The following is a 24,160-nucleotide window of genomic DNA, read 5'->3' on the forward strand; positions in this document are numbered from 1 at the left end:
CCCATAGGACACCGTTATTTATTGTCCTTGTTTCAGAACATCATTATGGGCAACGCTTATAGCAAACTGATTTCAATAAGGAATTAATCAAGATCGGCTGGGGTCAGCATAATGTCTATTGCATTGCCTATATCCAGCCCAGCAGTCAGGAGCGCCATATTGCCACCCTCACCTATTTTTCCAATGTAATCATGGGGGCAATGGCGTATTTCCGTCTAAAAAGTGAAAGGACACCGCAGTTGAAGCCCTCACACTCGCCTAGGGACTGGAATATTCTGTTGTATACTCTGTAGAATATTTCCGGTTAAAGGGAGTGTAACCAAAATGGACGTTGAATTATCTGTCCGGACGCCGACGCAAATTGCGTCCGAGATTAACTTAATAAAAAGCCGGACCGACAAAATCATGCTCCAAAGCTGTATTCAGATCGGGCGCTGCCTGACGGAAGCCAAGGCAATGCTCCCCTATGGGGAATGGGGGAAATGGCTGAAGGAAGAAGTCAGTTATTCCCAGCGGACAGCCGATCACCTGATGCGGATCTACCGGGAATTCGGGCCTAAATCCGCCTCACCCGGCGTGAGCTTGCCAGATTCGAATCCGGATTCGAATCTTAGTTTCTCCCAGGCGGTTATCCTTCTGGGAATTCCGGCGGAGGAGCGGGAAGAATTTTTGGCCTGCCATGATGTTGAAAAGATGAGCAAACGAGAACTTCAGGCAGCTGTTCAGGAAAAAAAACAGAGCACGGAACTGGTCCCGGTCGTCAAGGTAACTCCAAAGCTGAGAAAAGTACAGCCCAAAACCGTGCAGCCAACCGCCGAAACCTACACCGAAAGCAAGAAGTGTGACGAGCTGTTTGCCCTGCACCGCGACAACCTGATCAGCGCCTATAATGAGCTGCTGAAAACACTCGTGGTCCAGAGCAGGATAGACACGGCGCGGAAGGAAGTCAACCGGAAAAAGGCCTTGGAAATTGCGACCAACATGGTTCAGACACTGCAGGAATACCCTCCCGCGATTAGAACAAATTTATCCGTTAAGACAAATGACTCGGAATAGCCATAAAAGCGGCTCCCCTTGAGCTACGCTTTGGGGGGCAGGCCGATGATGGCTTTAAGGTGGGGGCAAGCGATGCCCGCAGATGGACAGTGAGTCTCATCTGCTTTGGCTTTGGTGCTGCACTGGCCGGCAATTTCGCAATACAGCATATTTTCAGCTGTAGTTCTGACAAAAAAGCGCCTTTCAGTTTCAATTGAAGCTAAAAGGCGCTTATATGCTATTCTCTTTGTCGGGATTAATTCATTTCCTGCCCCGGCTGAATTATGTCCGGATAGAAATAAGCTGCCATTGCTGCGTATTGATCCTGTGCCGACAGGCAGGTATCCCTGAGATATCCTTTTTCTCTTTTGTATTCTTGGAGGCCACGGTAATAAAATAACTTATGCTCATGGTCAATGATCAAAGGCATGATATCATGCTTCAGGCATTCCTTAAACATAATGATTCGGCCCACTCGTCCATTACCATCCTGAAAAGGATGTATACTCTCAAACCGATGATGGAAATCGACAATATCCTCTATGGTAATCCTCCCTTTATTATGATAGTCGGAAAGAAGTTTACTGACTTCACGGCCAACCTTTGCCGGTGCCGTTGTCTCCATGTCCCCAACCATATTCGGTCTTGTTTTATAGTCTCCAACCTGAAACCATTCCTTGCGCTCATCCGATGTACGACCTTTCAGGAGCCGGTGGAATTCTTTAATCATTCCTTCCGATAGTTCCTCATCCCCATTGGCAAGCATATAATCAAAGCAGGCAAAGTGATTGACTGTTTCAATAATATCGTCAACACTCGCCGCTTCATTCGGTTCCATAGTGATCGTGTTCGTTTCATAAATATACCGGGTCTGATCTTCAGAAAGGCGGCTGCCTTCAATCCGGTTGGAGTTATAGGCCAGTTTGATCTGGGTCCGATGGTACAGACCGCCTTTCAGCTTCATTTCCTTTTCTTCCAGCAGCCGATCCAATAAGCGTTGCTTCATAAGCCTCTCCTTTCTGCATAATATTTCCATAACAATTATATCACTTCCCAGCCCTTTTATCATCTTTTTTGTTTGTTATTTGAGCTCTTTCACCTTCTGTCACGCCTAGCCGGTGAGAAGCATATCCTATATTTTGAACCAAAAGAGGGCTTGTAAGATTCGAATCCGGATTCGAATCTTACAAACCCTCTTTTGCAGTCCGCCCTCTTGGGATTTCAAAGTTCATTCTTTTTTAAGATGCCGGCGAAACTCCAAGGGGGAGACCCCGGTTTGCTTTTTAAAGGCTTTACTGAAATAGGGATTATCTGAAAAGCCCACGCATTCGGCCACCTGTTTCACCGAAGAACAGGTTTGCAGCAGATCTTTGGCCCGTTGGATGCGCAGCTCGGCCAGGCTCAAGCTCCCTTTTGTAAAGCAAAACCCTTGGGCTGTTTTTCGGGCTTGAGCGGTGCAGCTACGCGATCCGGGTCAAATTTTTCAGCATCTGATGCTGCCGCCCCACGGCATGGAAATTGACATTATGAAAAAGGCTATGGACTTAGCGCCAATAGCCTTTTTCATATTTACCTGCCTCCCTCTCCCTTCATCAATGGTCATCCCTATCCTCATTGCTCCACAGGTTGACCAAATGAACCGCGCCGCGAAATCCGACCAAAGGCGGCTCATAAGGATGCAGGCGCCATTTGGTATCGGGATTGGCGATCTGCATGTCGCCACTGCGCCCCGCCCATTCCAGAGCTTCGCCGCTGGCCATGAGCAGACCCTTTTTATGCTCCCGGATCACCCGGGACCATTGGTCTTCTCCAAAATAAGGAATCTCTTCACTTCCCATCTCGGAACAATCACACCAGCAGGTGCCTTTCGGAAGAGCAAGCTCCTTACGGCCAAACTCCAGAATCCCTTTGACCACATCGGCATGCCCGCCCAGAGAGAGCATCGCTTCCTCCGGATGGGAGCGTGTGATGTAGCGGAAATGAGGGATCACTGGGGCCAGCTGGCTGCAGGCCAGCTGTCGCTCTTGGTTGAGGAAGGCGGCATCCACCGGGATTCCGGACAGTTGGGCGATCTGTTCCAGCCAGAGGCGGGTTCCCTCCAGGCCATAGGGACGCCCGAGCAGATAAGGGGTTCCGAAGCGCTTTTGCAGATGCTTGGCGGCAGGTTCCCCTTCACGGCGCAGGACCAGGTTGATATGGGCACTTCCCATCCTCTCCAGGTCTTCCACAGAGGTGTGGGAAGTCATCACGCAAACCGGCTTCATGCCGAAGGCTCCCTCCATGATGCGGAGGATTTCCCCGGCATCAGCCTGGAAGCGGAACAGATCGGCACAGGAGCCGATGATATTAAAGGTAGGCCGCTCTGTTTTTTCGATGGTTACCGGCAAGGTCTTGGCCAGGAGAAGCAGGGCTTCCTGAATGCCCCGGTGCTGATTGACAGCAAAGCCGCCATGACCGAAAGGCAGTAAGCGGACATCGGGGTAATCCCCCTGCAGTTCCTCGCAGAGGGCCGGAAGATCCGTCCCGATGACCTCGGGAATAGCGGAGGGCAGCAGAAAAATCACCCGGGGCCGGTCCTGCTTTAAGACATGAGCGAGGGTATGGTTGAGCCGGCCTGTTCCTCCCAGAGCAATATCCGCCTCGTCGATATGGGTGGAGTAAAGTTTGCAGCCGTCGTGAACCCCGGCCCGTTTCAGGGTGACGCCGCTGTAAAGCATATGTCCCATACAGCCGAATTCCACAAGAGCGGCACCCTTGATCGTGGCAAGGGTCCACAACGTGCCCATCCGCCCTGAAGGTATGGGTTTAAAGCGATGCAGTCCCATAAGCCATTCCTCCTTGCTCCTTATTCTCCTTATTCTCCTTATTTTCCTTTGATTCCTTATTTTCCTTTTTCGCCGCTATTCCCAAAATCCTTGTCAATAACCCCCTGGTCCGCTCATAACCGACCTGACCGTAATAATCCATCATATTGGCTACACAGGGAATTCTGATATCCGTATAGGACATATAGCCCAAGCAGAGATCCGGGTTCAGTTTTTGTAGAATGGACAGCTCCGCCTCTTCATTAACCATCCGGCAGATCAGAGGGTCCTGCCCCCTGGTGATGAGTTCCCGGGCATGGTCCTTATCCTCAGGGTAATACTCCTCCAAATGGAGCAGCAGGGGTTCCATACCGAGGACGGTCAGGTAAACTGACAGAGGAATAGGCAAATCGACTCTGGGCGCGCAGACAAACCGCAGCCCGTCGAGCCTTTGTTGGGCCTGATTTTCCAGAACCAGGGCCCGCCGGCGCTCTTCGGCAAAGGCATCCCCCCAGGATAAGCCGAAGCGCTGGGCGATCTCCTCATAGGCCTGGTCGATATCCTGCACGGCATAACGATGGTGCAGGCTGACATAGGGAATTCCCAATTCCTCCTCCATTTGTACGGCAAGGGGCTGTGTATAAGGAGACACCACCAGATTGAGAGCTGCATCCCCTGCACTCTGCAAATCCTCCAGGGAAGCACCCGGTGCCAGATAGCGCAGAGCAATGCCCTGCCTGACCAGCTCAGGAAGCAGTGAGGGCTCAGGAATATGGTCTTCCTCCGGGGCGCGGCCCAGGACATTGATGCGCCTGGGATCCGTGGCTTTCCTTTCCATCAGCACCCCCAAGGCCTTCATGGTTTTCCAGGAGCCGGGGGGATGGCTGACATTCTTGAATTGACCCAGCATCACATAGGTAACCCGTGCCGACAATTCCGGTTGAATTTCCTGAATGATTCCTTCCATATCCTCGCCGATTAACTCCGGAATACAGGTGGCAATGAGCAGAATCGCCTTGGCCCCTGCCTGGTCCATCTTTTTCAGGGCATCCCGCACTCCCTCCCGGCAGCCAAACACCACCTCCTGATCACTGAGAGTATACAGCCAGTGCAGTTCCCCCTGCCTGCCCTCCGGATGGGGGTTAAAGAGCCGGGAATGCGTGGCACACTCCTGAGTTCCCACCAGCAAAGAGGAAAGGCCTTGAATATCCTTGACAATCACGGAGGCGATTCGCATCGGACAGTGGGACCCAGGTGAAACGGCAGGGGTCAGGAATTTAATCCCTGTGCCGGATTTGACTGAGGACAGGCGCTTTAAATGCTTTAAATCTTTCAACACTTTTAACTCTTTTAATTCTTTTAATTCTTTTAATTCCTTTAGCTCCTTCATGCTTTAGCATCCCCCTCCAGCAAGAGTTTGGCCAGGGCCGTATAATGCCCGGCCATCTCCGAATCCGGGAAAGCCTCCACCACGGTTTTGCCCTGGGCTTCAGCCTGCTGTACTGCCGGATCCCGGGGCAGACGGTAAAGAACCGGCGCTCCAATCTCCGCCGCCGCTTTGTCCACCAGTTCCTGCTCTCCCTCGAAGTTTTTGGCATTGAGAATCAACCCGCGCAGGGAAGCATAGCCCCGCTTGCCAAAGCTTTTGACGGCGTGGGAGATGTTGGTCGCCGCATACAGGGACATCATCTCACCGGAAGTGACGATGCACACCTCATCGGCGTAGCCGCCCCGGATGGGCATGGCAAAACCGCCGCAGACCACATCGCCCAGGACATCATACAAGACCACATCAGGCCGGTAGATCGCATAAGCGTCCAGTTCCTCCAGCTTCTCAAAGGCCGTGATAATCCCCCGCCCGGCACACCCTACCCCCGGTACAGGTCCCCCCGCCTCCACACACAATACTCCGGTGCTGCTTTCCACCACCAGCTCCTCAAGGGTGGCGTCGCTTTGCTCCCGCAGGGTATCCAAAACGGTGGGGATATTTTTCCCGCCGGTCAAATTACGGGTGGAGTCAGCTTTTGGATCACAACCGATTTGCAGCACCTTCAGACCCATGGCGGCCATGGCGGCCGCTACATTGGATACGGTGGTGGATTTGCCGATGCCGCCCTTGCCGTAGATTGCAATTTTTTTCATGTCAAAGTTCCTCCGGATACTTTCTTTTGCTGCTTTTGCTGATCGATCAGGTCATAGAAAACACAAGTAGGCCTCCCGGTCCGGGATTCCTTAATAATCATCGCCTCAATCTGGAAGGTTTCCCGCAATACCTCGACGGTCATCACTTCCTCCGGCGTTCCGTGCCGGATGATTTTTCCGCCCCGGATGGCCACCATATAGTCGGCAAACCTGGCCGCCAGGTTCAAATCGTGGAGAACCATGACGATAGTGCAGCCCTGTTCCCGGTTGAGCTGGTAGAGCAGCTGCAGCACCTCCAGCTGATAAGACAGATCCAGATAGGTAGTGGGCTCGTCGAGAAGGATCAGATCCGTCTGCTGGGCCAGGGCCATGGCGATCCAGACCCGTTGGCGCTGGCCGCCGGAAAGATTATCCACGGCGGTCGTTTCCAGTTCCGTCAGCTTGGTTACCTCCAGGGCCCAGGCGATGATCTTCTTATCCCCGGCCTTAAGCTTGCCCATGCCCCGCTGGTGAGGGAAGCGCCCGTAGGCCACCAATTCACCTACCGTCAAACCGGCCGGAGCCTGGGGAGACTGGGGCAGAATCGCCATCTTCTGGGCCACTTCCCTGGTGGACAGGCGCCGGATATCCTCACCGTTCAGGTAGACCATGCCTCCCTTAGGCTTGAGGATGCGCCCCACAGCCTTCAAAACCGTTGATTTTCCGCAGCCGTTGGCTCCGATAATAGTGGTGATCTTTCCTTGGGGGATCTGCATATCCAGATTGTCCACCACCATTTTATCTTCATAGGCGATGGCCAGACACTCTGTGGCAATACTGTTCATCTACTTCAGCTCCTTTCATGCTGTTTTGCTTTTGGCCAGCAAGTAGAGAAAATAGGGTGCGCCGATCACGGCCACCACGATGCCGGTAGGAATTTCCGCGGGCTGGACGATCACCCTGGCGATGGTATCCGCCACCGCCACCAGGACCCCTCCCACCAAAACACAGGCAGGAAGCAAAATGCTATGCTTCGGGCCCACCAGCCGCCGGGCTAAATGGGGAGCGATCAATCCCACAAAGCTGATGCTGCCGCTGACCGCCACTGAGGAAGCTGCCAAAGCAACGGCTGCCCCAAGGAGCTTGCGCCGTTCCTGTTCCACCGCCACCCCCAGGCCGCAGGCCTCATCCTCACCCAGATTCAGCACATCCAGCACCCGGCTTTTCATCATGACATAGGGAATAAGCAGGAGCAGCCAGGGCAAAAGGGCCAGCACATAATTCCAGTTGGATCCCCAGATACTGCCCGCCTGCCAGGTGGCGACAAAGTCGAACTGGGTGTCGTCCAGCTTAACCACCAGAAGGGTGGTAAGAGCCGAAATCCCCGCCTGGACAGCCACACCGGTCAGGACCAGACGCATGGGCGCGATTCCTTCCCCTTTTTTGAAGGCCAGGATATAGACAAGAACCGCTGTAACCCCCGCTCCTATTAAGGATAAAAAGGGTAAAGTGAAGATGGACAAAAAGGACCGGGCGCCAAAAAACATAACATAGAGAATGACCATCAGTCCCGCACCGGCATTGATTCCCAGAAGTCCGGGGTCCGCCAGTCCGTTCCTGGAAATACTCTGGATAATGCAGCCGGATAAAGCAAGTCCCCCGCCGATGAGCATGGAGATCACGATCCGGGGCAGCCGGAAGCTGAATAAAATCAGATTTTCCTTGCCCGTGCCGCCCCCCAACAGAGTGCGCAGGGTATCCAGGGGAGTCAGCTTGGCATAACCCGAGTTCATACTGATCAGCAGGGAAAGAATGAGCAGTGCCACACATCCGGCGAGGATCACCCGGTGCCGCCGGGCTACTTTCCTTTTGTACATTTCGTTGTTTTGCTGTTGAATCTGTTGTTGAATGTTCAGTTGCGTGTTCATTACAATGCCCTCTTTTGCCTGCGTGCGAGATAGAGAAAGAAGGGGACGCCGACCACAGCGATCAGAGCGCCGACGGGTGTTTCAAAGGGCGGGTTAAGCCTCCGGGCCCCCAGATCCGCCAGCACCATAAGCAAAGCCCCCATGACCGCCGAAGAAGGGATGATCCAGCGATAATCCACCCCCACCAAATAACGGACAATATGGGGAATGATCAGCCCCACAAAACCCACGGCACCTACCACAGCAACGGAAGCCCCGGCCAGGATGACCACGATCAGAGAACAGAGCATACTGATGGTCAGGGTGTTCAAGCCCAATCCTTTGGCCACCTCTTCACCAAGGCTGAGCAGGGAGATGGAACGGGAAAGGATCACGGCCCCCAGCAGAGCACCCAGTATCCATGGTGTCATGATCTTAATCTGGACCCAATTGGAACCGGCTACTCCTCCCACCGTCCAGAACATAATATCCTGAGCTACCTCAAAATACAGAGCAATGCCCTGACTAAGGGCGATCAGAAGAGCGCTGACCGCGGCACCGGCCAGCACCAGCCGCATGGGAGTGGCCCCTCCCCGCCTCATGGAGGCGATGCCGTTGACTAGGGCCGCCCCCAGAGCCGCACCTAAAAAAGAAAAAAAGATCACCTGCATATACCCCATCCCGGGAAAAAAAGCGAAACAGATGGACAGGGCAAAACCGGCTCCGGCGTTGAGCCCCAGCAGCCCGGAATCCGCCAAAGGATTGCGGGTGATCCCCTGCATAATGGCTCCGGCCACAGCAAAGGCCGCCCCGACCAGAGCGCTGGCAATGACCCGGGGCAAGCGGAGATCCATGATAATTAAATGCTGGGTATTGGTAGTGTCAAAGCGGAACAGCACATCCTTGATTACGGAAAGAGGGATTTCCGCCGCTCCCTTGGTGATGGAAAAGGCCATCAGCAGTATAAGCAGTCCCGTTCCGCCCAGAATGATGAGGCTCCCCGCCCAGGTGCGGCCTTTTTTCTTCTCTTGTTCCACCTTAAGCAGTTGTGCGGACTCTTTGATATGTTTCATTGACTGACAGCCCCCTTGTTGCTATGCACCGACCTGCGCCCTATGCAAATTGCTGTAGATGCCATTTTTCTGTAAAAGCTCCTCATGGCCCCCTTCTTCGGCAATACCCTCCTCCGTCAGGACCACGATCCGGTCGGCATTGCGAATGGTGGCCAGCCGGTGGGCAATGATCAGAGTGGTACGCCCCTGGGCCAACTCCGCCAAGGCTTGCAGAATCGAAGACTCGGTCAGGGTATCCAGGGAGGATGTAGCTTCGTCCAGGATGAGAATGGGCGGATTTTTCAGGAACATGCGGGCAATGGCGATGCGCTGCCTCTGTCCTCCGGAAAGCTTTACCCCCCGCTCCCCGATCAAGGTATCCATGCCCTCGGGCTGCTCCCGGATAAAATCGTCCAGCTGGGCCCGGCGGGCCGCCTCCCATAGTTCTTCTTCCGTGGCACCAAGCTTGCCGAAGCGGATGTTCTCCCCAATGCTGCCGGAGAAAAGGAAAACATCCTGCTGCACTACACCGATCTGCTGCCTTAAAGAAGCCAGCTTAAGCTTGCGGATATCCATCCCGTCAATGGTGATGCGCCCTTCATTCGCTTCATAGAAGCGCAAAAGCAGGCTGCATAAGGTGGTTTTACCGGCGCCCGATGTCCCTACGAAAGCCACCGTTTCACCGGCCCGGACAGACAGATCGATAGTGTTCAGGACAGTGCTGTCCTCACGATAACCAAAGCTCACCTGCTCATAGCGGATATCCCCCCGCAGGGAGGATACTGCCACCGCATCCGGCGCATCCTTGATCTCCGGCTCCGTATCGATAATTTCCACAAAGTTCTTAAAGCCCGCCATACCGTTGGGAAAGCGGACGGAGAAAGCTGCCAGCATGCGGATGGGCATGACCATCACATTGGCAATGAGAATGAAGCTGAACAGCTCACCGCCGGTCATCCCGCCGTTCAAAGTAAACCAGCTTCCCCCCAACAGAGCCAGCACCGGCAGCAGGCTGATAAACATATAGGTAACGGCCTCGTTCTGGGCAACATTTTTGAAACCGTCAATTTTGGCTTCACAAAAACGCTGATTGTCCGACACAAACAGCTTTTTCTGATGGTCTTCGTTAGCAAAAGCCTGCACCACCCGGATGCCGCCGATACCGTCCTCCAGCCTAGACAAAAAACCGCCGACGGCGCCGAACATGCGCTTTCTGGTCACCACCAGCCGGCGCATAAAATGCATATTGATCGCCAGCAGGATCACCACAAACAGGCTCAGAGGCAGGGCCAGCTGCCAGTTGGCGTGAAACATCATCACCATGGCACCGGCCAGAGTGAAGGTGGAGATCAAAAAATGCTCCGGTCCATAATGGGCCATATTGCCGATATCCATGAGGTCGTTGGTGATCCGGGAGGCCAGTTGGCCCTGCTTATGATTATCAAAGAAGCGAAAGGACAGCTTTTGCAGATGGGTGTAAATCTCAATCCGCATATCCGTCTCGATGTAGAGTCCCAGTTTTTCTCCCCAATACCCCACCACAAATTTCAGCACCGTATTCACGATATAAATCAAGACGAGCAGGCCACAGGCCCCTAAAATCAGCTTCCAGTCTCCTCTGGGCAGGAGGGTATCGACAATATGTTGGACCGTAAAAGGAAAAAACAATTCCAGCAAGGCGGCCGCTACAGCACAGGAGATATCCAAGAGAAACAGTCCCTTGTAGGGGCTGTAGTACCGCAGAAACCGTCTGATCATCATGGTTGATTTGCCCCTTTTTTCGTCAATAGTTGAAGGTTTCAGCAAAGAGAAACCGAGCGTTGGCCGTCCGAACAGGCAACGCCCGGTAAATTTTCTACTTGCTTGTCAGTGCTTCAACAAGGGAGCGAATCCCGATTTCCATACCCAGAGGTCCGCCGGAAAAGGCAGAGCGATCGACAGGAATCACCTGCCCCGCTTTCACTGCCGTCAAAGACTGCCATACGGAGCTGTTGGCATTTAAATCAGCCAGTTTATCTTCATCCACGGTATTGGTTATTTCGTCATAGAGGATGATAAAGTCAGGATTCAAATCGGCCAGGCTCTCCAGGGATAATTGCCCCGGTTTTTCATAAGGGCTTTTCAGGCCGATGCCTTTTTCCGGATTAAAGGCAAAATCCGGCATCCAGGAATAGATATCCTTTTCCTGAAGTCTGATGAAGACAAAGGTTTTATCCTGATAAGGAGCAAGCTTTGCTTTGGCATCTGTCAGCAAGCCCTCTAATCTGGCAATTTCAGCCTCAGCTTTTGCTTCTTCACCCAACATCATGCCATACTCTCTGATCACCCCCTGCCAGGTGGACCAATTCTCTCCATAGCCGGGGATCGGTCCGCCGGCCACGGCAATGACGGGGGCTATTTTTTTCAAGTCTTCCACAATAGCGCCCTGGGTGCTGTCAATATAGAGGATGACATCCGGGTTAACCTCCACCAATTTTTCCAGATTGGGGGCTTTCGTGGCCCCTACATCAATAATTTCAAACTTCTCCGCATAAGGGATCAACGAACCCCACCCTTTGTAAACCGTCTCCGTATCCGTAGCCGCCACAGGAATCTGGCCTAAAGCCACGATGGGTTCGTAATTATGAAAATTCAGCAGAGCAATGCGCTCCGGCTTCTTATCCAGGACGATTTCATTGCCCACGGCGTCCACATAGGTCCTGGGCCAGGCAGCTTCCTCCCCTGTCCCCGGCGTATTTTCCGGCGGAACCTCAGCATTATTGTTGGCCGGTGCTCCGCCGCAGCCTGTAAGCAGCCCCAGCATCAGTGAGATGGACACTATCAGTACCATTAGTTTTTTCATTATCATACCCCTCCAATAGCGTTTGAGTTAGTTGCAGCTAACTCATCAGTGTCAGTATAGCAAGGGATACTTTAAATTGAAATGGACTAAAATTCAAAACCCTATGGATTTTTGCTGACTCTGCTCCTGCTTGGCTAAGCGAACTTATAGGGCAATGCCATCCCGGTATTCCGACGGCGAAACCCCCGTGTATTTCTTAAAGGCTTTGCTGAAATAAAGACTGTCCGTATAGCCGACCCATCCCGCCACCTGTTTCACAGAACAGCCTGGGGAGCCCAACAGCTCTTTAGCTTTGCTGATCCGGCATTCGATTAAGTAATGGATGGGACTCATTCCCGTATGACGTTTGAATAAATAGGAAAACTGCCGCCTTTCGGTGCTAAACTCATCAGCCACTTTTTGCACGGTCAGTTCATCGGCATAGTTCAAGCGGATATATCCCATGGCCTCTTCGATCAGCTTGCTGTCCTCGTGGCCAGGCTGCCCGCAGGCTGCTGTGAATATTTCCTGCAATAAGGAAAGGAAAAGGACTTTGGTCTGGAACTTTGCCGCCGCACCAGGCATGCTTTGGTTGTCGAGAATCTGCCGTACCAGATGGGGAACTTTGGCGCTGTGGCCATGAACCAGTGAAAAATCTTTGTGAAACAAGGGATATTCGTTCCTCTCATGCTGGGGAATATGGTAGTGAATCACAGCATACTCCCATTCCCGGTCACCGATGACTTCCTTGCTCAGCCGCATACCGGGACCGGCATGAACCACCATCCCCGGTTCTATAACATAAGGCTTGCCGTCGAAGGTAAAACAAGCGCTGCCGCTGAAAGGAATAACCAATCCTCCCCCAGCCGGGTTGGTCTGCCGGTTGAGGACTTTCAACTCGGGAGATATCCTCTCCCCAAAAGCTCCCACAAAAGATACATCCGCTTTGGCATAATAATCGATAATTTCATTAAGGCTGATTTCCAAGACGTTTTCCTCCAAAGGGCTTATTATTTTAGAAGCAATCGCTTTTTCTGAGCATGATAATCATTATCATTTAAATTAAAATATACTACACCCTTGTGGGGATGTCAAGGATGCTAAGTCTTTTTTGTGGATTACTTCCACCCATCTGTGCAATTGAAAACGGCTGCATTTTTTTCGTAATGCAACCGCTTATTTGGGAATTTACTGTCTCCAATTTTCCGACCTGTATTTTCATCCATTTTCCTTGAAAACTATTACCTGGCTAAGGGTTTCTTTTCCAGTGCCTAACTTCCCCGGTAATGGCATCAATATAGCGAATTGGAGTTCTTGATTTAACATCACATAGTCGGTAAACAAGTGTATCTGACTCTTCTTCGCCATAGTTATGATCCCATTTCAACTCAAAATCCAAATGACTCATAAATATTTCCTTGGCTCTCTCTTCTGTCAGTGCCGGTTTTATCGGCAACTGCTGCAGCTGTTCACTATCAAAATCAGGTCCGTTGTAGTAATCAACCAGCCCTGTGGTACGGTTGACAGTAACTGTGACTATGGAGTCTACAGGTATGCCATGACCATTGTGAGCTGTGAAAACGAACGCTTCCTTTATATCATCATCTATATCATCATCCCAATTTTCCTGTTCCTCATTTTCATCTCCAGCTTTGGGTACCGTTAGTTGAAGGAAGCCGAAATACTCCGGGATCACCCATTCTAAAAACTCAATGGCAATGGTATAGCATTCTTCGCGGGTCAGCTGCCTATCACCCTTCCGCTCCATAAACCAGATAAAGCTCCTCACTTTTCCAGAACGTTTGGAAACAAAAGCCTTAACCGTATCTTCTGTTTGCCGCCTGAAAAAGCCGTCCATGGACAAATCCTTTTCCATCACCTGCCAATTACGATCCCGCCAGACAATGCCCCTCTCTTTCCCCATATCCACTTCACGGATCATCTCAAGGTTTTCCGTAATACCCACCACTTCTGCAATTCCTAAGTCTCGGCGAACCTTCTTTAATGAGAAGGTTCGCAGGGGAACATAGGTTTCGCCTTCCCCTTCATCACTGCTCATCTTTGTTTCCGGACATAAATCAGCTGCTCGATATTTCTGGAAAACGGCATTTGGTTCATATACCAAATAAAGACCGCCTTGTTCCACATCATGGATCTCACTATGCAATAAATGAATCTTGAGTCGGAATTGAAGAGCATGGCCTATGTGTTCCTTCAATTTTTCTTTAGATATTTGAGTAGAAGGTATTTCCGGAATTCTCCTTACTCCTTTATAGGAAGAGGAAAAGGTTACAACCTCTCCTAATGAGTCTATATCCATATAACACCCGGCATGTTCTAAAGGTAAGCCCATCACGATTTGTTCGTAATAGAAACGATCAGCATGGGACAGTTTTTTTGTTTTAGAGAAGGTTAAATCTTTCCAAGCATCCGGGTAATGAGTACATAAAAAGAGCTCCGCACATTTTCTTTTTTCAACTTCATCCATGGCTATGGCAGCGGGTTCTTTCTCTTGCCGATCAATGGATAAATAGGTTAAGTTCCCTTGAGCATCAAGGTGAACAGAGATCGCCTCATCCCGCTTTTTATCGGTCCATAAGAAAATGGCTTCTCCTTCTGCCTTTTCGCTTTCAAGATAATCCTCAATAGTCAGCTCATAATCGTCAGGAATCTTTACTACTGAATTTGCGATTCTTAATAATTCCTTGTTCGGCAAACTTGTCACTCCTCTGTTATCTGACCTAGGAGGCCCCTATATTCAAAGGCCGCCAAGGATGGCGGCCCCTTTTACTACAGCTTTGTTGTAAATTCCTCTAAAGTAATTCCTGCCTGCTCAAGTATGCTCTGGAGCGTGCCTTTTGCTACCTCATAGTGATTAGGAACTATAACTGTCTTGATAACCGCTCCTTCTTTGCGAAGTTTTATATGACTTCCTTTCTGTGAAACAACCGAGAATCCAAATTGGTTTAATCCAGATATTATCTCACTTGGCTTTAATACCGGATACTTCGAACCCATTATACACTTACCTCCAGCATTGTAACAAACAACTGCTTCTGTTTGTCTTGGCCGATAGGTATATCTTCGTAATATAACTCCAGAGCTTCTTTAAGATTGTCTATAGCTTCTTCCACCGTCTTTCCCTGAGAAGCCACGCTATTCTCTAAGCACTTTGCAACATACCAATCGTCATCTTTCTGAACAATGACAGTCACTTTATAAGTCATACTTATCTCACTCTCCATATAGGATTCTAACCTTATTCTACCATAAACTCAGAGTATAATGTCATCTTATAAGACCTCTCTGAAAATGTTCCCGTACAAAATGAAGTGCATGGATGCGCTTCCCCCTGCGTCCTATGTCATAATGAAGTAAACTGCGAACGCCGTTAACAGAGATGGTAAACCCAGTAAAAACAGCTTTGTTGATATACTCATTCTTTTTCTAAAATCATCTTCACCAGAATAATTACCTCTCATTCTATCTCCGCTAACAAATACTCCGGCAAATAGGGCCGAAATCGCCGTCGGAATTAAGCCAATAATTAATAACGCATTTACTGTAATTTCCGGATTCCCAACCAACCACGAAATTATTAGTGTCGCTAAACTTACGATAATTCCAATTCCCAAAAACTTCATTTCCCATCCCTCCTTCGCAAAACTGAATTATCTTGCAATAAACTTACGATAATCATCCTCTAGAATGCCCATATAAATATCAGTTTCATATTTGCCTTCAACGACTGCACCCTCTCCGTCTATTCCCTCTATAACAAATCCACATTTCTCATAACACCTAATTGCTCTTTTGTTATATTCCAACACTCGTAAATATATATAAATTCCGACTGCTGTTAGCCTAGTCAATAGTTTCATCTACCCTTTAACATCTATCTGCCCATCTAAACGGACCGTAACTTGATTTATACCAACCTTTTCATTTAATTTTGCCTGGGAACCCAGGCAATTAATTAATTGCTGTTCTGCATACCGCCTGACTCCCTCTGGCACATTTGAGTTTGAGATAACTGCACTTGCACGCACAATAGCTTCAATGTTTCGAGCAGATTGTCCAATTTGTTCATTAAGAAATATTTGTCTGGCTCTTTCTTCTCTCTCCCCGGCATAAACCAAATCAATCAACGCCCCTACCGCGCCTTTAGCATCTACTTGGAAAGGTGATTGCTCGGTAAACGAAGTTATTCTTACTGCCTCAGGATAAGTAAAATCATAGAGGGGGATCTTCCGGTTTCCATTATTATAAAAAACTACTGGTCTTTTATAGCTGGAAATCACCTTCCAAAAACTATCAGGAGACTTTTCATTATCAGCCATAACTACATAATCCTTAAAAGTGCTGTCCAATAAAGATTCAGATGGAAAAATCTCCGCAGAACTTGCCGCTACTGAAAAACGACAATCTTCTATACCCCTGGCCGAAAGCTCGCAAATTCTTTGTACGGTAGTCAATTTCATGTGATTCAAACATGTTTGTTCAAGGTAATGAATAATCCCCCAAACCGGAACCCCTTCCTTACCTAAACAACTCACACTACCAATTTGTATTTCTTCAAACTCCGGATAATCTTCCATCTATTATTCTCCTCTTAAAAATTCTATATCTTTTTGATTTCGCTAAGGTAAGAGAAACGCGTATAAATTTAGCCATTTCCCTTTCTTTGTTCCATAATTTCTGTCTTATAGCTTTGATGTGTTCCTTTTCATGCAAAACTCCCCCCATACACTAAAGAACAATTTTTGTGAATTAGTACTTGGCTTTTAAGTCATTAGATGAATATATTCAACAGTACGCCACCAGATAGTCTGCAGTTCCGTCACCCATGCTCGTCAGATGCCCTGCAGGAAACATCAGATAACGTTTTCACCATTCCCGCAGCGTCATATACATTCATATTTTCTAAGTTGCGGGAAACGAGATACCCTAAACATCTATTTTGAACCCTAAATCAACTTCGTTTGCTGGCTTTCCACCTTTAATTCCCCAGTTTTCCATGGGGGGCTCATATATGACAATGGTAATATCGTTTCCATTAATACCTGGATTCTTTTCAAGGTTACGAACTATTGCAGAGTAAAGATGTCTCTTTGCTTCTAAACTCCGCCCTTTAAACACTGTTAACTCAATCAATATACACTGCTCACTTTTAGTATCGGGAATCTCAAAATGTTCGCTATCTAATTCGTAGAGTCTTTGGTTCCGATCATAATCTGGAATCTTAAATGCCTCCACTAACGCAGAATGAATCCCATCCAAAATAGCCTTTCTGTAATCAACACTTCTCCCTTTCAATATTTCTACCTTTACCAATGGCATATCACTGCCCCCTTTACCTAGATTGATGCTTGAAAAAGACGCCTAATGTCCCGCATGTTCCCGACCAGCCGCAATCCCTATGCACCCAAAAATGTCGCTGCCCGAATAATCAGTGACGACCGGCTTCAATGAAGTATCCGGAAAGTATGCATTCATTAATATAGTTTCTTATATATGGATGCTTCTCCTTCTTTTTGTTGTAAAATAGTTACAAGTGAATAATCCGGGCTAAAATGAGCCACTGTTCCGGACCGCGAGAGCCATGGCTCCGGTTTTTTTGAGCCACCCTTCCGGATGGAGAGCCACTGGGTCAGACTTCTTGGCAGAATGTGTCCAACACTCAAGAGAGGAGTGTTAATACATTCAAGGAGGTCCATCCCATGACCCATTACAGAGAGATTCTACGGCTCTTTAGCCAAGGAATCAGCCAACGGAGCATCGCAGTCAGCTGTGAATGCTCGCGCAACACCGTCGCAAAGGTATTAAACCGGGTCCAGGAACTGAACTTAAGCTGGCCACTCAACCCGGACATGACCAACGGCGAATTACAGAAACTTCTCTTTCCAGAATCTGCGTTACCTTCCACGCGAAAGCGCCCAGACTGCGAATATCTTCATAAGGAGATGGCTAAAAGCGGCGTAACCCTTAGCCTCCTCTGGAATGAATACTGTGAAGCGTGCCGCCTGAGTCATGAGATCCCTCTCATGTACTCTCAGTTCTGCTATTACTATCAGCAGTATGTGTCCAAAACCAAAGCCACAATGCATATTAGTCACAAACCGGGCGAGCAGATGGAAGTCGACTGGGCTGGGCAAACGGCGGGTATCATCGACAGCGATACGGGCGAGATCATCACCGCCTATGTTTTTGTCGCTGTCCTCTCCTGCAGTCAATACGCATATGTCGAGGCGTTTCTGTCCCAGAATCAAGAGGCCTGGATTTCAGCCCATGTCCATGCGTTTGCGTATTTTGGCGGGGTTACCCGAATCCTCGTCCCGGATAATCTAAAAACGGGTGTGGAGAGGGTAGCCTGGTATAGCCCGGTCCTTAATAAGACTTACCATGAATTAGCGGAGCACTATGGCACCGCCGTTATCCCTGCACGAGTCCGAAAACCCAAAGACAAACCCAGCGTGGAAGGGGCGGTCGGGGTGATCTCGACCTGGATCCTAGCGGCGCTTCGGCGGCAGCAGTTCTTTTCTTTAGGCGAGCTCAATGAAGCGATTCGCGAGAAGCTTGAGGAATTGAACCGAAAGCCCTTTCAGAAGAAACCCGGGAGTCGCCTTAGCGTCTTTCTGGAAGAAGAGAAGGCCATGCTTTTGCTACTTCCCGCTGCACCTTACGAATTAGCCGTCTGGAAGGTTGCCACGGTGCAATTTAACTATCATGTTCTGGTGGATAAAATGTACTACAGTGTCCCTTATGAATATATCAAGCACAAGGTCGATGTTCGGATCACAAGCCATGTGGTGGAGGTTTTCTTTCAGGGAAATCGCATCTGTTCCCATCCCAAATTACGGGGACGCCAAGGGCAATACAGCACTGTAACCGAGCATATGCCGGAGGACCATCAAAAGTACACCGCCTGGAATGGAGCGCGATTCGAGTCCTGGGCCAAAAGCATTGGGGAGCATACATCGGTTGTGGTGAAGGCGATCTTAGCTTCCCATCGAGTAGAGCAACAAGGCTATAGAAGTTGTATGGGTTTGCTTAAGCTGGCCGACAAATATTCCATCAACCGGTTGGAAGCAGCTTGTCAGAAAGCGCTCTCCTACACCCCCAATCCGAGTTTCAAAAGTATCCAGACGATTCTTCAGACGGGCCAAGACAAGATTGGCAAGGAAGAACCGGTTGAGGTTTCAGATTCCTCCTCCTTCGGATTTACCCGAGGGGCAGACTATTACAGGAGGAATTCATAATGCTCAACGAAACAACCTTGACTAAACTCTATGAGATGAGGCTTTCCTCCATGGCCGAGTCCTTTCGCCAGCAGATCCAAGATCCAACCTACAACGCGTTAGCGTTTGAAGAACGAATCGGATTGATGGTCGACATCGAATGGGCAAGACGAAAGAACAATAAACTGGCTAAATTGGTCCGCAAGGCGGACCTGAATTTACCCGAGGCCTGCCTGGAGAATATGGAATATCATGCAGACCGCAAGCTGGATAAGGCACAAATTACCCGGCTGTCGACGTGTGCATATATTCAAGACAAGCACAATATTATCATTCTTGGAGCTTCCGGCGCCGGCAAAACCTATCTGAGCTGCGCATTCGGAATTGCGGCCTGCCGCAATTTCTACACGGTAAAATACATTCGTCTACCAGATCTGCTCAATGAACTGGCCATTGCACGAGGTGAAGGAATCTACAAGAAAGTCATGAATCATTACAAAAAGGTGAGTCTGCTCATCCTAGATGAATGGCTGCTCGTTTCCTTAACCCAGACCGAGGCCCGGGATCTTCTGGAGATCATCGAAGCAAGACATAAAAAAGGATCCACGATTTTCAGTTCCCAATTTTCCCCGGCAGGATGGCATGGCAAAATCGGTGAAGGGACTTTAGCCGATGCAATTTTGGATCGAATTGTTCATGATTCGTATACCATCATGATTGATGGTGAGGATTCCATGCGCAAACGTAAAGGAATACCGGACTAAGAGCTTATCTAATGAAGGTGTTGTGGAGAGTACTACCACTCTCCATACACCAATTTTCGCAAAACCCAAGAAGGAAAGATCCTTCGGCAAGCTCCCCTCCCTTGGCTACGCCAAGTACGGGGAGAATTTGCTACCTATTTGTTCGGGAAGGTTTATGGGGATTTTAAGGTTGGCTTACCCACCGGAGCGATGGCTCTATTTTCCCGGAGAGGTGGCTCAATGGGTACCGGAATAGCGGCTCTCGGGAACCGTAATATTCATACAAGTTCCTTGCCGGGGTCCCGGGTGCTCAGGATTCGACAATTTTCCGGCGTGCACAATGCATAGGTTTAAATAACCATTCTGCAATCTTAAAAGGCGCCGGGGAGGATATTAACATGTGCACAGCAATCACATTACAGTCCCAACAGATGGAGAATTTTTTCGGGCGAACCATGGACTTTTCTTATTGGATTGAACCACAGCTCTATGTAGTACCCAAAAATTATGTATGGACTAATATTTTAAACAACCATAGGTTTTATAATTATTACAGCTTCATCGGCATCGGCCAGGAAAGCGATGGTGCACTGGGGTTTTTCGATGGTGTCAATGAAAAAGGCTTTGCCGCTGCAGCACTCTATTTTGCCGATTATGCCCAATACGCCATGCCTATGATCCATTTGGGAAAGAAGCCTGTTGCCTCTTTGGATTTTCTTCATTATATTTTGGGAAGATGTGGATCTATCGAAGAATTAAATATAATCCTGCAGAACCTCTCTCTCATTGGTCTGCCCGATCCTATAACACAGACTGTTGCCCCCTTGCATTGGCTTGCCACAGATAGAAGCGGGCAATGCGTCGTCATAGAATCCACCAAGAATGGTCTGGAACTCTTCCCTAATCCCCTCGGTGTTCTGACCAACAGCCCTGATTTTCAGTGGCAGATGACGAATTTAAGAAATTACCTGGACGTATCCCCATTGCAAGCCAGTGAGACCTACTGGGGAAACATTCAGTTAAAGCCCTTCGGTCAGGGAGCAGGAACCCGGTTGCTGCCGGGAGGTTATACCTCCCCGGAACGATTCGTAAAAACTGCCTATCAAAAAACACATATACCACTGCCAAAGAACAGAATAGAAGCAGTAATGGCCGTCTTCCACCTTATGGAAAGCGTTTCTATTCCCAAAGGAGTCATTATCACCGAGCGCAATACTTACGACTATACCCAGTATGCAGCTTTAATGAATACACATACTTGCGAATACTTCTTCAGGACGTATGACAACAGCCAGATTGCAACGGCAAGCCTTTGGGATCGTTATGAATATAGTGTACGGCCAATCTGCCTGGGAAAACTGAACCGTCCGGTCGTGTTTGAGAAAGTGCCTAATCCATAGCTAAGCAGACACCACGGCAAAGCAGGATTAAAGTAAGCGGAGATTCCGCCTAACGTTTCAAGGGTTTGCGACGTCGGGGTATTACATTCATATTACTCCCCAATGTCGCAAACCCTCTGTTGTGAAGTCCCTGTTTCCTATTTAAGCTCATTTAACATTTGGATTATCAAAGGCTTCGTTCTAGGCAAATCACTCTTAATTATCTCCCAAACTATCTCTGAATCAACTCCGAAATATTCATGAATTAGTATATTCCTCAATCCTATCATGCTTCTCCAAGAGATATCTGGATAATTACTGACTGTCTCTTCTGGGATACTCTTCGAAGCTTCTCCTATTACCTCTAAATTACGAATAACAGCATCGAACACTAAGCTATTCTTCGTAAAATCCTCATATGATAATTCCCCAACATACAGTTCTATCTTCTCCATGCAACCAATAATATCTTCTAAATACATAACATAATTTCTCTTGATCATTGGTATGATACCTCTCTCAGTATATTTTCCTTGATTTGAGGTTTAAGTGCATTAGGAGTTACTAAATCAACTTTTCGATTTAGAATTTCTTCTAAATAAAGCTTTAATTCTACAAATTGAAAACCTACTGGTCGCGTAAACTCAACTATTAAATCTATATCACTGTCTTCATTCTGCTCATTTCGAGCATAAGAACCGAACACACCTATTTTCTTAACAGAATATCGCTTTTCAAGTATCGGCTTATACTCTCTTAACCTTGCTTCAAGAGCATTCTTATCAAGCATAAATAATCACTTCCTCATTAAAAGAATTCTTCATGAAACTTGCTTTTCCTTCAAGCAAGACCCCCTCCCACTAATATTATATACATAAAATGGGATTTCATAATCATGGTCATATGGGCTGAGCTTGCCGTCTGCACGCTTGCGACGAGTTCAGGAGACATTCCTATTTGTTTGGTTACTTCCACTTGGAGATTAATTAACATCGCATTAGACGCTACGTTACTCCCGGTAAGAAAACCGCCGAGCCCGCCCATAACCGGCGAAAACACTATAAATGCGATCGTTGATAAGGTTACCGGAACCCATTGTTTTAAAGACAGCTGAACCGCTCTCTTGATAACATGCTTTTTAATTTTGAATAAAGCAATGGTTCCTGAAGATTGTTCCATATCGCCAAGGGAAATATCATTTTTTGTCGAATATAAGCATTAAGATTCCTTTTTCCGCCCCAGCCTCCTCTCCCCTTTGGGTGATTGTGATCACTTGCATTTAAATGGAGTTGTGGAGGTCTGTTTTTTCGCTGGCCAAAACGGAGCTCTCGTTGTACTGGAGTACCAGGCCTTTGAACTGGAGGATGTTATATGATTACAATTCAAGATGTCCTTAATGCTGATGTTTTTCAAAACTATAATGTTTTAGCCGGTGAAAATGGTCTCTTGCGGGAGGTCACAACGATCACCATCGCCGAAGTTCCGGATGCGGCCAAATGGTTAAGGGGAGGCGAACTCGTCTGTTCAACAGCCTTCTTTATCAGCAACACAGGTTTAGAACAAAGTGAATGGGTTGAAAGTTTAATCATCAGTGGCGCATCCGCTTTAGCCATTAAAACCAGCCGCTTCCTTGGCGTACTGCCCCAAAGTATTATTGAATGTGCCAATAACCATAACTTTCCGATCATTGAACTGGATCATGAAGTTACATGGCCGGCAATCATTGAAGCGTTTATGGATTATGTAACAAATCAACGGATAAAAATAATGCAGCTTATTGAAGACGTCCAAAGGGATTTAATCAATCTTGTTTTGGAAAACAACACCATACAGACCCTTGTGAATAAAATCTCCGAATTAGTAGGAAATACCATCATCATCGAGGATGCCAAACTCAACGTGATTGCCGTGAGCAATGTTGAAGGAGATATCCAGTCTAACCTCGACTCCCCTGTTTTTAAGGCAAGGATTAACGAACATTTCAGGCAAAACGTCTTGAAATCCAACTTTTATAAAGCCGTCAAAATGGGCGAAAAAAAAGAACATCTTGAAATCAATCTCAGCCTACCCAATTCAGAAAAAATAAGAAACTACATGTTTCCCATCTTTTCCAATAAAACAATTTATGGTTTTATTTCCTTGTTAGAGAGCCAGCAAATTTACTCATCCACCGATCTGATGGTATTAAAAAACTCATCAACTGCCATCGCCCTCCAATTAATGAAGCAGTACCTGAACCAGCAGACATACAGGAAAAAGAACCTGGCCCTTATTGAAGATATCATTCATGGACGGATTCATACCCAAATTGTCTTTGAATATGATTTTCTTAACATAAATTTAGCTAACCCTATGGTCGCTGTCCTCATGGACTATGCAGAACCTAATCTTGAAAACAATTATTTTTGGGAACGCTCTGAAGATCTCATCACCATGACGATCAGAAAACATCTCTATAAACACTTTAATCAAGTGATTATCGGCAATAATGGCTCATTATTTACTTTACTGGTCTCCTTTCAGCCGAATCAGATTGAGAAAGTAAATTCCCTGGTTAAAGAAGCTGTAGAACATGCCTTGGCAGAACTAGCGAAGCAATTTGGCGAGGATAAATTCAGCATCGGGATTGGCGGCGCTTATCCTCAGCCGGAACTGGTGGAAAAAAGCTTTAAAGAAGCCAAAACCGCTTTATCTGTAGCCAAGAAATGTAAGATCAGGCGGGGTAATGTGCTTCTTTTTGAAGAAATAGGTATTCATCGCATTATTTTTATGGTTCAGGATACCGCCAAAATAAGAGATTTTTGTGACGATCTCCTCCTCGAACTAAAAAAATACGACGAAAAAAACAGCGATGTTCTCTTGGAAACCCTTCACGAATTCCTCTTGTGCGATTGCGTAGTGAAAGAGACAGCCAAGAAAATGTTCGTCCATCCCAACACGGTAACCTATCGCATCAAGAAAATAAAACAACTCCTTAAACATGACTTAGCTCTCCCGGAATTTAAAATGGCGTATTTATTCGCTTTAGAAGCCAATGATTTCCTGAAGGAATTATTTTAA

26 protein-coding genes are annotated in these 24,160 nt (G+C 48.0%); 5 read left to right on the forward strand and 21 right to left on the reverse strand.

Going from position 1 to position 24,160, the window contains the following annotated elements:
- Positions 1 to 324: 324 nt before the first annotated feature.
- Positions 325 to 1,056, forward strand: a complete 732-nt coding sequence (locus DESLBE_RS07720; RefSeq protein WP_144676149.1) for a DUF3102 domain-containing protein — start codon at positions 325 to 327, stop codon at positions 1,054 to 1,056.
- A 23-nt stretch (positions 1,057 to 1,079) separates the two neighbouring features.
- Here the strand turns inward: DESLBE_RS07720 and DESLBE_RS27245 are convergent, their stop codons facing one another.
- The 18 genes from DESLBE_RS27245 to DESLBE_RS07805 all read right to left on the reverse strand — a co-directional run bounded on the left by DESLBE_RS27245 (position 1,080) and on the right by DESLBE_RS07805 (position 17,080).
- Positions 1,080 to 1,205: a hypothetical protein gene (locus DESLBE_RS27245; RefSeq protein ID WP_282433880.1), complete on the reverse strand. Its 126-nt coding sequence runs from the start codon at positions 1,203 to 1,205 to the stop codon at positions 1,080 to 1,082.
- An 86-nt stretch (positions 1,206 to 1,291) separates the two neighbouring features.
- A complete protein-coding gene (locus DESLBE_RS07725; protein ID WP_144676151.1) occupies positions 1,292 to 2,041 on the reverse strand; it encodes a Fic family protein in 750 nt (249 codons plus the stop codon).
- A gap of 222 nt (positions 2,042 to 2,263) precedes the next feature.
- Positions 2,264 to 2,440 carry a helix-turn-helix transcriptional regulator gene (locus DESLBE_RS07730; protein WP_144676153.1) on the reverse strand — a complete coding sequence of 59 codons (177 nt, stop codon included), beginning with the start codon at positions 2,438 to 2,440 and terminating at the stop codon, positions 2,264 to 2,266.
- Positions 2,441 to 2,627: 187 nt separating this feature from the next.
- The gene (locus tag DESLBE_RS07735; RefSeq protein ID WP_144676155.1) at positions 2,628 to 3,860 is read right to left on the reverse strand and encodes a nitrogenase component 1; all 1,233 of its coding nucleotides are present in this window, start codon (positions 3,858 to 3,860) and stop codon (positions 2,628 to 2,630) included.
- Entirely contained in the window at positions 3,841 to 5,229 is a 1,389-nt protein-coding gene (locus DESLBE_RS07740) for a nitrogenase component 1 (RefSeq protein ID WP_144676157.1), read from the reverse strand. The genes DESLBE_RS07735 and DESLBE_RS07740 overlap by 20 nt, the downstream gene beginning before the upstream one ends.
- Positions 5,226 to 5,981, reverse strand: a complete 756-nt coding sequence (locus DESLBE_RS07745) for a nitrogenase iron protein NifH (RefSeq protein ID WP_144676159.1) — start codon at positions 5,979 to 5,981, stop codon at positions 5,226 to 5,228. Before DESLBE_RS07745 ends, DESLBE_RS07740 begins: the two co-directional genes overlap by 4 nt.
- Entirely contained in the window at positions 5,978 to 6,805 is an 828-nt protein-coding gene (locus DESLBE_RS07750; RefSeq protein WP_144676161.1) for an ABC transporter ATP-binding protein, read from the reverse strand. The genes DESLBE_RS07745 and DESLBE_RS07750 overlap by 4 nt, the downstream gene beginning before the upstream one ends.
- 15 nt (positions 6,806 to 6,820) lie before the next feature.
- The gene (locus tag DESLBE_RS07755; protein ID WP_144676163.1) at positions 6,821 to 7,888 is read right to left on the reverse strand and encodes an iron ABC transporter permease; all 1,068 of its coding nucleotides are present in this window, start codon (positions 7,886 to 7,888) and stop codon (positions 6,821 to 6,823) included.
- Positions 7,888 to 8,940, reverse strand: coding sequence for an iron ABC transporter permease (locus DESLBE_RS07760; protein WP_144676166.1), 1,053 nt, complete (start codon positions 8,938 to 8,940; stop codon positions 7,888 to 7,890). The genes DESLBE_RS07755 and DESLBE_RS07760 overlap by 1 nt, the downstream gene beginning before the upstream one ends.
- A 21-nt stretch (positions 8,941 to 8,961) precedes the next feature.
- Positions 8,962 to 10,680 (reverse strand): ABC transporter ATP-binding protein, encoded by a 1,719-nt coding sequence (locus DESLBE_RS07765; RefSeq protein ID WP_144676168.1) that lies wholly within the window; start codon positions 10,678 to 10,680, stop codon positions 8,962 to 8,964.
- Positions 10,681 to 10,774: 94 nt separating this feature from the next.
- Complete coding sequence (locus tag DESLBE_RS07770) at positions 10,775 to 11,761, reverse strand: ABC transporter substrate-binding protein (RefSeq protein ID WP_144676170.1); 987 nt, start codon at positions 11,759 to 11,761, stop codon at positions 10,775 to 10,777.
- Positions 11,762 to 11,905: 144 nt separating this feature from the next.
- Positions 11,906 to 12,727 carry an AraC family transcriptional regulator gene (locus DESLBE_RS07775; RefSeq protein WP_144676172.1) on the reverse strand — a complete coding sequence of 274 codons (822 nt, stop codon included), beginning with the start codon at positions 12,725 to 12,727 and terminating at the stop codon, positions 11,906 to 11,908.
- 262 nt (positions 12,728 to 12,989) lie between these two features.
- Entirely contained in the window at positions 12,990 to 14,456 is a 1,467-nt protein-coding gene (locus DESLBE_RS07780) for a YcdB/YcdC domain-containing protein (RefSeq protein WP_144676174.1), read from the reverse strand.
- A gap of 74 nt (positions 14,457 to 14,530) precedes the next feature.
- Entirely contained in the window at positions 14,531 to 14,758 is a 228-nt protein-coding gene (locus DESLBE_RS07785) for a type II toxin-antitoxin system HicA family toxin (protein ID WP_018305155.1), read from the reverse strand.
- The gene (locus DESLBE_RS07790) at positions 14,758 to 14,967 is read right to left on the reverse strand and encodes a type II toxin-antitoxin system HicB family antitoxin (protein WP_018305154.1); all 210 of its coding nucleotides are present in this window, start codon (positions 14,965 to 14,967) and stop codon (positions 14,758 to 14,760) included. Before DESLBE_RS07790 ends, DESLBE_RS07785 begins: the two co-directional genes overlap by 1 nt.
- 132 nt (positions 14,968 to 15,099) lie before the next feature.
- Complete coding sequence (locus DESLBE_RS07795) at positions 15,100 to 15,384, reverse strand: DUF5316 family protein (RefSeq protein ID WP_026198675.1); 285 nt, start codon at positions 15,382 to 15,384, stop codon at positions 15,100 to 15,102.
- 237 nt (positions 15,385 to 15,621) lie between these two features.
- The gene (locus DESLBE_RS07800) at positions 15,622 to 16,338 is read right to left on the reverse strand and encodes a hypothetical protein (RefSeq protein ID WP_144676176.1); all 717 of its coding nucleotides are present in this window, start codon (positions 16,336 to 16,338) and stop codon (positions 15,622 to 15,624) included.
- Positions 16,339 to 16,687: 349 nt separating this feature from the next.
- On the reverse strand, positions 16,688 to 17,080 hold the full coding sequence (locus DESLBE_RS07805) for a tautomerase family protein (RefSeq protein WP_144676178.1): 393 nt from the start codon (positions 17,078 to 17,080) through the stop codon (positions 16,688 to 16,690).
- A 380-nt stretch (positions 17,081 to 17,460) separates the two neighbouring features.
- Between DESLBE_RS07805 and istA the strand changes: the two genes are divergently transcribed.
- From istA to DESLBE_RS07820, 3 genes are all read left to right on the forward strand, one after another.
- A complete protein-coding gene (gene istA / locus DESLBE_RS07810; protein ID WP_144676180.1) occupies positions 17,461 to 18,999 on the forward strand; it encodes an IS21 family transposase in 1,539 nt (512 codons plus the stop codon).
- Positions 18,999 to 19,742, forward strand: a complete 744-nt coding sequence (gene istB / locus DESLBE_RS07815; protein ID WP_144676182.1) for an IS21-like element helper ATPase IstB — start codon at positions 18,999 to 19,001, stop codon at positions 19,740 to 19,742. Before istA ends, istB begins: the two co-directional genes overlap by 1 nt.
- Before the next feature lie 377 nt (positions 19,743 to 20,119).
- Complete coding sequence (locus tag DESLBE_RS07820) at positions 20,120 to 21,121, forward strand: choloylglycine hydrolase family protein (protein ID WP_144676184.1); 1,002 nt, start codon at positions 20,120 to 20,122, stop codon at positions 21,119 to 21,121.
- A gap of 137 nt (positions 21,122 to 21,258) precedes the next feature.
- Here the strand turns inward: DESLBE_RS07820 and DESLBE_RS07825 are convergent, their stop codons facing one another.
- Genes DESLBE_RS07825 through DESLBE_RS27250 form a run of 3 tightly spaced genes read right to left on the reverse strand, consistent with a single transcriptional unit; the run spans position 21,259 to position 22,279 of the window.
- Complete coding sequence (locus DESLBE_RS07825) at positions 21,259 to 21,582, reverse strand: DUF86 domain-containing protein (RefSeq protein WP_243131257.1); 324 nt, start codon at positions 21,580 to 21,582, stop codon at positions 21,259 to 21,261.
- A gap of 17 nt (positions 21,583 to 21,599) precedes the next feature.
- Positions 21,600 to 21,890, reverse strand: a complete 291-nt coding sequence (locus tag DESLBE_RS07830) for a nucleotidyltransferase family protein (protein ID WP_005809266.1) — start codon at positions 21,888 to 21,890, stop codon at positions 21,600 to 21,602.
- A gap of 50 nt (positions 21,891 to 21,940) precedes the next feature.
- Entirely contained in the window at positions 21,941 to 22,279 is a 339-nt protein-coding gene (locus tag DESLBE_RS27250; RefSeq protein ID WP_005809268.1) for an L-lactate permease, read from the reverse strand.
- A gap of 192 nt (positions 22,280 to 22,471) precedes the next feature.
- Here DESLBE_RS27250 and DESLBE_RS07840 point away from each other — a divergent pair, with 192 nt between their 5' ends.
- Positions 22,472 to 24,160: a PucR family transcriptional regulator gene (locus tag DESLBE_RS07840; protein WP_144676186.1), complete on the forward strand. Its 1,689-nt coding sequence runs from the start codon at positions 22,472 to 22,474 to the stop codon at positions 24,158 to 24,160.

The sequence above is a fragment of the Desulfitobacterium sp. LBE genome, from assembly GCF_007830365.1.
In the GTDB taxonomy this organism is placed as follows: Bacteria; Bacillota; Desulfitobacteriia; order Desulfitobacteriales; family Desulfitobacteriaceae; genus Desulfitobacterium; species Desulfitobacterium hafniense.